The sequence below is a fragment of the Lysobacter sp. Soil_C_15 genome (assembly GCF_057657315.1).
This window is the reverse complement of record NZ_JBDGIR010000002.1, coordinates 876,959-884,942: the sequence shown is the minus strand read 5'-3', so window position 1 is coordinate 884,942 and position 7,984 is coordinate 876,959. Positions and strand designations below refer to the sequence as shown.

Here is a 7,984-nt window from a genome sequence, read left to right as displayed (position 1 = left end):
GACGTGTTCAAGCCGTTTGATGCACTTGTACGTTGACAGTGCAAACCAAAGAAAACGCCATTCCTGTTTCGAATCAAAAGCCACTATGGGGCGCAGCTGGCGCGGGGCTGCTCCGCACAGGCCATCCCTGGCCTGGCTGCGCACGGCCCGCATCCCTGCGGGCCGCCCTACGGGGCTTCAAGGCGTTCTCGCGAGTTCGAGACGGCGCCAAGCTGTTCACGGCAACGGCAACGGCAACGGCAACGGCAACGGCAACGGCAACGGCAACGGCAACGGGCGGCATCCAACGAAAAAAGCCGCGCAATCGCGCGGCTTTTTCGTGGCCATCGGCTGCGTGTGTTTACTTGCGCAGCAACGGCGAATCCCAGCCCTGGCGCGGGGCGAAGCGCAGGCCGTAGCGGGCCTGCAGTTGCTGCAGGCGGGCGAGGACGTTTTCGACGCCGGTTTCGCGCACGTACTGGATCGGGCCGCCGCGGAACGGGGCGAAGCCGGTGCCGAAGATCACCCCGGCGTCGAGCAAGTCGGGGTCGGCGACCACGCCGTCGTGCAGGCAGGCCACCGCTTCGTTGATCAGCGGCAGGATCAGGCGGTCTTCCAGGTCGTTCGGCGCCTTGTAGTCCTTGGCCAGCTCGGGCTTCTGGGCGCGGCCGTTCTCCCACTTGTACAGGCCCTGGCCGTCCTTCTTGCCGCGCTTGCCCGGCTCGACGTTGCTCAGCGCGGCCGGCACTTCCAGGCCCAGGAACGGCGCCAGCTCGGCGCCGACGCCGGCGGCGACGTCCAGGCCGACGGTGTCGATCAGTTCGATCGGGCCCATCGGCATGCCGAACTTGAGCGCGGCCTTGTCGATCGCCGGCCCCGGGATGCCTTCGGCGAAGGCGGTGCCGGCTTCGAGCATGTACGGGAACAGCACCCGGTTGACCAGGAAGCCCGGGCTGCCGGCGACCGGCACCGGCAGCTTGTCGATCGCCTTGCAGAACGCCGCCAGGCGCTGCTCGGTCTCAGGCGCCATCGCATCGTGGCGGATGATCTCCACCAGCGGCATCAGCGCGACCGGATTGAAGTAGTGCAGGCCGCCGAACTGGGCCGGCCGGCGGATATGCCCGCGCAGTTCGTCGAGCGGAATCGACGAGGTGTTGGTGGTCAGCAGCGCCTCGGCCTTCAATCGCGGCTCGACTTGCGCGTACAGCTCGCGCTTGGCCTCGGGCTTTTCGATGATCGCCTCGATCACCAGGTCGGCCGCGTCGGCGCCGTCGCCGGCCAGATCGCTGCGCAGGCGCGCGGCGACCGCGGCGCGCTTGCCCTCGTCCTTGACCTTCTTGGCGAACAGGGCCTGGGCGCGTTCGAGCGCGCCGTCGATGAAGCGCTGCTCGCGATCGGCCAGGGTCACTTCGAAACCCTTGTAGGCCGACCAAGCGGCGATGTCGCCGCCCATCACCCCGGCGCCGACCACATGCACGTGCTTGATGCGGTGGTCCTTGCCGCCCTGGCCCTTGAGCCGTTCCTGCAGGAAGAACACCCGGATCAGATTGCGCGCGGTCGGGGTCGAGGCCAGCTTGACCACCGACTTGCGCTCGCCGGCCAGCAAGGCCTGCACGCCGCCGCCGGTGCGTTCCCAGGTCGAGATCAGCGCGTACGGCGCCGGGTAGTGTTCCTTGCGCGCCTTGCGCGCGACCTGCTTGGTCAGCATCGGCGCGAGGATCTTGCGCGCCGGCCAGGTGTTGCTGGCCCAGGCGGTGAAGCGCTGCTTGAACGGACGCTGCGCGCCGTTCAGGGCGATGCCGGCGGCGGTGTCGACCAGCACCGCCGGTTCGGCGATCTTGTCGACCAGGCCGATCGCGCGCGCCGCCGTCGCCGACAGGCTGCGTCCGGTCAGCATCAGGTCGAACGCGGCCGGCGCGCCGACCAGGCGCGGCAGGCGCACGCTGCCGCCCCAGCCCGGGTAGATGCCGAGCTTGACCTCGGGCAGGCCGATCCGGGTCGAGCCGTCGCTGCTGGCGACGCGGTAGCGGCAGGCCAGGGCGATTTCGGTGCCGCCGCCCATGCAGAAGCCATGGATCGCCGCGACCGTGGGGCAGGGCAGTTCGGCCAGGCGCTGGAACACTTGCTGGCCGCGCCGGATCGCGTCGCCGACCGTGCCCTTCTGGTCGAAGGACTGGAACTCCTTGATGTCGGCGCCGGCGATGAAGCCGGTGCTCTTGGCCGAGCGCAGCACCAGGCCCTTGGGCGGGTCCAGCGCCAGCCGCTCGAGCAGGCCGTCGAGTTCGATCAGCACGTCCTGGGCGAAGGTGTTGACCGGCGCGCCTTCGCGGTCGAAGGAGAGCACCAGCACGCCGTCTGCGCGCAGTTCGGTGTGCCAGTGCCGGGCACGGAGCCCGTCAAACGCGGTGAGGCCGTCGAGGGCTGCAGTCATTGCCGCACCATCCGTTCAGGTATGGGGAGGCCGCTATCATCCCGATTGTGTTTCGCCGCCGTCAAATCCGTTCGCTCCGGCGCCGATCCGTACGGCAAGTCTCCAGCCGCTGTGGGACACTTGAGGGTTGCGAGCGTTCTCCGCCGGCCCCATTGAACCGGCGATTGAACTTTTTCCCCGACAGGGTTGTCCCATTGTTCGGCCATGGCCGAGCTGACAGGAGTGCCGGCGCGGTATGGCCGAGAATGAGTTGGACCAGGAGCTGGTCAGGCGTGTCCAGCGCGGCGACAGCGCGGCCTTCGATGCCTTGGTGCGCAAGTACCAGCATCGGATCACCGCGTTGATCGGGCGCTACATCCCCGACTGGAGCGAATGCCAGGACGTGGCCCAGGAAACCTTCATCCGCGCCTACCGCGCGATGGCGAACTTCCGCGGCGACGCCCAGTTCTATACGTGGTTGCACCGTATCGCCGTGAATACCGCCAAAAACTACCTGGTAGCGCAGAACCGCCGGCCGCCGACCGACGATATCGACGCCGGCGACGCCGAGCAGTACGACGCCGGCATCCGTCTGCGCGATACCGATACGCCGGAACACGAACTGCTGCGGCAGGAGATCGAACGCACCGTGATGCGGGTGGTCGAATCCTTGCCGGAGGAACTGCGGGCCGCCATCACCATGCGCGAGGTGGACGGCCTGAGCTACGACGAGATCGCGCAGAAGATGGGGTGCCCGATCGGCACGGTACGGTCGCGGATCTTCCGCGCCCGCGAGGCGATCGACACCGAACTTCGGCCCTTGCTGGACAATCAGGACACCCGGGAGCGCGCGCACTGATGATGTCGAACACCTTCCATGGCGATGATTGCGAGAACCTGAGCGCCCTGTTCGACGGCGAGCTGGAAGGCGACGCCGCGCGCTTCGCGCTCAAGCGCCTCGGCCACGACGCGCAATGGCGCCAGGCCTGCGGCCGCTGGCAGCTGTGCGGCGACGTGCTGCGCGGCCGCGCCCAAGGCGTGGCCCCGGCCGATTTCGCCGACCGCGTCGCCGCCGCGATCGCCGCCGAGGCCGCAATCCAGCGCTCGCGCGAAAGCATCGCCGCGGCTCCGGCCGAGGCGATCCGCGAGCGTCCGCGCCGCCGCCGCGGCTGGTTCGGCGGCGCCGCGCTGGCGGCCTCGGTTGCGGTCGCGGCCCTGTTCGTGGCGCGTCCGTTCTCCGAGGAATCCGCCGGCGGCGCCGACCCGGCCCAGGTCACGGTGCCGGCGCTGGCCGCCGCCCCGGCCCAGCCGCAGCCTTCGGCGCCCGCTGCGGCCGATCCCGCTGCGGCGCCTGCGGCACCGGCCGCGACCTCGGGCGACGCCTCGGCTCTGGCCGGCGGCGCGGCCGCGACCGCGGTCGCGGTGGCCGAGCTGCCGCGGCGCCTGAACGAACGCCGTTCGCGCGGCCAGAGCCAGCGCGCCGCACTGCGCGCCTCGGCCGAGCGCCAGGCCGAAGCGCCGGTGCAGGTCGCTGCGATCGGCGGCGCCTCGCCGCTGCCCTCGGCCGACGCTGCGCACAACCCGTTCCGTCCGCAGCAGAGCGAAGCGCCGGCGGCGCGGCCGTGGCCGCGCGCGGTGTTGCCGAACTTCCCGGCCAACAGCGGCTATACCGCGAGCTACGGCAGCAGCGCGCTGTCGCCGTCGTTCTATCCGTTCGAGCCCGCCGCCGCGGTCGACGAGGGCCGTCCGCGCCCGCCGGCCCCGGAGCGCGCGCCGCAGCGCTGAACCCCGGCCCGGCCGGCGCCGCCGGTCGGGCTGTCTTTGGCTGTCTTCTTTCCGTCCCTGCGCGGCTGCGCCGCGCGACGGGCTCCTGTTGCTGGTAATCCGCCCCCAACCCCATCGTCACGAGGCCGCTCCATGACCCGCTTCCCGATGCCCCGCCTGTCGACCCGTGCCCCGGCCGCCGGCCGCGCGCGCAACCGTCCCCTGCATTCCCTGGCCCTGGTCGGCGCGATCGCGGTCGCCTTGCCCGTGGCGTGCACGGCGCAGGCGCCGACCACCCCGATCGCGCCGCCGCCGTCGGCGACCCCGGCTGCGCCGATCGTGACCGGCCTGCCGGACTTCACCGCCCTGGTGCAGCGGGTCGGCCCGGCGGTGGTCAACATCAGCGCCGAGACCACGCCCAAGCGGGTCGCCCGCGGCGGCATGCCCGACGAGGAACAGATCCCCGAGTTCTTCCGCCGCTTCTTCGGCCCCGATTTCCCCGGCCCGGGCGGCCAGGGCCCGCGCCAGCCGCGCGGCGGCGGCCGCTCGATCGGCAGCGGCTTCCTGATCTCCCAGGACGGCTACGTGCTGACCAACCACCATGTGGTCGACGGCGCCGATTCGGTCACGGTCAAGCTGACCGACCGGCGCGAGTTCAAGGCCAAGGTGATCGGCAGCGACGAGCAGTCCGACGTCGCCCTGCTCAAGATCGAGGCCAAGGGCCTGCCGTTCCTGCGCGCCGCCCAGGCCGGCCACACCAAGGCCGGGCAGTGGGTGGTCGCGATCGGTTCGCCGTTCGGCCTCGACCACTCGGTCACCGCCGGCATCGTCAGCGCGGTCGGCCGCAACAATCCCTACGCCGACCAGCGCTACGTGCCCTTCATCCAGACCGACGTGGCGATCAACCAGGGCAATTCCGGCGGCCCGCTGCTCAACACCGGCGGCGAAGTGGTCGGGATCAATTCGCAGATCTTCTCCAACTCCGGCGGCTACATGGGGGTCAGCTTCGCGATCCCGATCGACGTGGCGATGAACTCGGCCGAGCAGTTGCGGGCCAAGGGCAAGGTCAGCCGCGGCCAGCTCGGCGTGGTGGTGCAGCCGATGGATTCGAAGAAAGCCGCCGCGCTGAGCCTGCCCGACAGCAACGGCGCCCTGATCGCCCAGGTGCTGGACGGCGGTCCGGCGGACAAGGCCGGGATCGTGCCGGGCGACGTGGTGCGCTCGGTCAACGGCACCCCGGTGTACGAGTCCAGCGACCTGCCGCCGCTGATCGGCAACCTGGCGCCGGGCAGCAAGGCGCGGGTCGGCGTGTTCCGCGACGGCAAGACGGTCGAGCTGACCGTGGCGGTCAACGAACTGAACGGCGACGGCGCGCTGGCCGGCAACGATGCCACGGGCAACGGCGGCGAGGCCGGGCCTTCGCGCAGCGGCGGCAACGCCCTGGGCATCGCCGCCCAGGACGTCGACCCGGCCGCCCGCCAGCGCCTGGGCCTGAAGGCCGGCGAGGGCGTGGCGGTGCGCGACCCGGGCGCGGCGGCCGGCGAGGCCGGGGTGCGTCCCGGCGACGTGATCCTCTCGGTCGGCCGCACCCCGGTCGGCAGCGTCGCGGCGCTGGAGCGGGCCCTGGCCGGGACCCGTCCGGGCCAGACGGTGATGCTGCTGGTGCGCCGCGGCGGCGCGACCCAGTTCATCGCGGTCCAGGCCGGCGAAGGCAAGTGAGCCCCGGCCGGTCGGGCGCCGGCCGCTGATCGCCGGGGCCGCCCGGCCCGCGTCGGCGCCCGTCCCGGGCGCCGGCGTGCCGCTGCGGCCGCGCCCGCGGTCGCGGCCCGGGCCGCGTCGGGCCGGGGGCTATGCGATAATCCCCCGTTAACTCTCATGGAACCGGCGAGCCTCGCGTCGCCCCGCATGCAACAGATCCGAAACTTCTCGATCATCGCCCACGTCGACCACGGCAAATCGACGCTCGCCGACCGCATCATCCAACTGTGCGGCGGGCTGGAAGCGCGCGAAATGGAAGCCCAGGTGCTCGACTCCAACCCGATCGAGCGCGAGCGCGGCATTACCATCAAGGCCCAGTCCGTGTCCCTGCCGTACAAGGCCAAGGACGGCAAGGTCTACCAGCTGAACTTCATCGACACCCCCGGCCACGTCGACTTCTCCTACGAAGTCAGCCGTTCGCTGGCGGCCTGCGAGGGCGCCTTGCTGGTGGTCGACGCCGCCCAGGGCGTGGAGGCGCAGTCGGTCGCCAACTGCTACACCGCGGTGGAGCAGGGTCTGGAAGTGGTGCCGGTGCTGAACAAGATCGACCTGCCGACCGCCGACATCGAGCGCGCCAAGACCGAGATCGAAGCGGTGATCGGCATCGACGCCGAGGACGCGGTCGCGATCAGCGCCAAGACCGGCCTCAACGTCGAGCTGGTGCTGGAGGCGATCGTGCATCGCATCCCGCCGCCGCAGCCGCGCGACACCGACAAGCTGCAGGCGCTGATCATCGATTCCTGGTTCGACAACTACCTCGGCGTGGTCTCGCTGGTGCGGGTCATGCAGGGCCAGATCGGCCCGGGCAGCAAGATCCTGGTGATGTCGACCGGCCGCACCCACCAGGTCGACAAGGTCGGCGTGTTCACGCCCAAGCGCAAGGAACTGGCCAAGCTCGGCGCGGGCGAGGTGGGCTGGATCACCGCCTCGATCAAGGACGTGCACGGCGCGCCGGTCGGCGACACCCTGACCCTGGCCGCCGATCCGGCGCCCAAGCCGCTGCCCGGCTTCCAGGAGATGCAGCCGCGCGTGTTCGCCGGCCTGTTCCCGGTCGACGCCGAGGACTACCCGGCGCTGCGCGAGGCGCTGGAGAAGCTGCGTCTCAACGACGCCGCGCTGCGTTTCGAGCCGGAAAGCTCCGAGGCGATGGGCTTCGGCTTCCGCTGCGGCTTCCTCGGCATGCTGCACATGGAAATCGTGCAGGAGCGCCTGGAGCGCGAGTACGACCTCAACCTGATCAGCACCGCGCCGACGGTGATCTACGAGGTGCTCAAGACCGACGGCACCACGATCCCGATGGACAACCCGGCCAAGCTGCCGCCGGTGAACATGGTCGAGGAGATCCGCGAGCCGGTGATCCGCGCCAACATCCTCACTCCGCCGGATTACATCGGCAACGTGATCAAGCTGTGCGAGGAAAAGCGCGGCGTGCAGATCGGCATCACCTACATGGCCAGCCAGGTGCAGATCAGCTACGAGCTGCCGATGGCCGAGGTGGTGCTGGACTTCTTCGACAAGCTCAAGTCGGTGTCGCGCGGCTACGCATCGTTGGACTATCACTTCCTGCGTTTCCAGGAAGGCCCGTTCGTGCGCGTGGACACGCTGATCAACGGCGACAAGGTCGATGCGCTGTCGATCATCGTCCACCGCAGCCACGCCGACCGGCGCGGCCGCGAGCTGTGCGAGAAGATGAAGGACCTGATTCCGCGGCAGATGTTCGACGTCGCGATCCAGGCCGCTATCGGCTCGCAGATCATCGCCCGCAGCACGGTCAAGGCGATGCGCAAGAACGTGCTGGCCAAGTGCTATGGTGGCGACATCAGCCGCAAGAAGAAGCTCCTCGAGAAGCAGAAAGAGGGCAAGAAGCGGATGAAGCAGGTCGGTCGCGTGGAGATTCCGCAGGAAGCCTTCCTGGCGGTGCTTTCCACCGGCGACAAGTAAACGAACGGCGGAAACAGGGATCGAGGGGTTGAGGGACCGCGGCCGCCCGATCCGGCGCTTGGCGGTTGCGAAGTTCGCTCGGGGAGTTTCCGTTACATCATCGGAAGGCGAGGGCAGGCGGCGGTAGGGACA

Annotated in this window: 5 protein-coding genes; 4 read left to right on the top strand and 1 reads right to left on the bottom strand. The window is 70.1% G+C overall.

Annotated elements, in window-relative coordinates; all coding sequences use genetic code 11:
- Positions 1 to 340: 340 nt before the first annotated feature.
- A complete protein-coding gene (locus AC3A57_RS07955) occupies positions 341 to 2,410 on the bottom strand; it encodes a 3-hydroxyacyl-CoA dehydrogenase NAD-binding domain-containing protein (RefSeq protein ID WP_487578393.1) in 2,070 nt (689 codons plus the stop codon).
- A gap of 235 nt (positions 2,411 to 2,645) precedes the next feature.
- Here AC3A57_RS07955 and rpoE point away from each other — a divergent pair, with 235 nt between their 5' ends.
- The 4 genes from rpoE to lepA all read left to right on the top strand — a co-directional run bounded on the left by rpoE (position 2,646) and on the right by lepA (position 7,852).
- Positions 2,646 to 3,248 carry an RNA polymerase sigma factor RpoE gene (gene rpoE / locus AC3A57_RS07950; protein WP_064748725.1) on the top strand — a complete coding sequence of 201 codons (603 nt, stop codon included), beginning with the start codon at positions 2,646 to 2,648 and terminating at the stop codon, positions 3,246 to 3,248.
- The gene (locus tag AC3A57_RS07945; RefSeq protein ID WP_487578392.1) at positions 3,248 to 4,174 is read left to right on the top strand and encodes a sigma-E factor negative regulatory protein; all 927 of its coding nucleotides are present in this window, start codon (positions 3,248 to 3,250) and stop codon (positions 4,172 to 4,174) included. The genes rpoE and AC3A57_RS07945 overlap by 1 nt, the downstream gene beginning before the upstream one ends.
- 132 nt (positions 4,175 to 4,306) lie before the next feature.
- The gene (locus AC3A57_RS07940; protein ID WP_487578391.1) at positions 4,307 to 5,872 is read left to right on the top strand and encodes a Do family serine endopeptidase; all 1,566 of its coding nucleotides are present in this window, start codon (positions 4,307 to 4,309) and stop codon (positions 5,870 to 5,872) included.
- Between the two features lie 186 nt (positions 5,873 to 6,058).
- Positions 6,059 to 7,852, top strand: coding sequence for a translation elongation factor 4 (gene lepA, locus AC3A57_RS07935; protein WP_221671999.1), 1,794 nt, complete (start codon positions 6,059 to 6,061; stop codon positions 7,850 to 7,852).
- Positions 7,853 to 7,984: the final 132 nt, after the last annotated feature.

What these genes read in the sequence shown, in the direction of transcription:
- AC3A57_RS07955 (WP_487578393.1), bottom strand. Translation starts at nt 2,410, where the DNA reads ATGACTGCAGCCCTCGACGGCCTCACCGCGTTTGACGGGCTCCGTGCC.
- rpoE (WP_064748725.1), top strand. Translation starts at nt 2,646, where the DNA reads ATGGCCGAGAATGAGTTGGACCAGGAGCTGGTCAGGCGTGTCCAGCGC.
- AC3A57_RS07945 (WP_487578392.1), top strand. Translation starts at nt 3,248, where the DNA reads ATGATGTCGAACACCTTCCATGGCGATGATTGCGAGAACCTGAGCGCC.
- AC3A57_RS07940 (WP_487578391.1), top strand. Translation starts at nt 4,307, where the DNA reads ATGACCCGCTTCCCGATGCCCCGCCTGTCGACCCGTGCCCCGGCCGCC.
- lepA (WP_221671999.1), top strand. Translation starts at nt 6,059, where the DNA reads ATGCAACAGATCCGAAACTTCTCGATCATCGCCCACGTCGACCACGGC.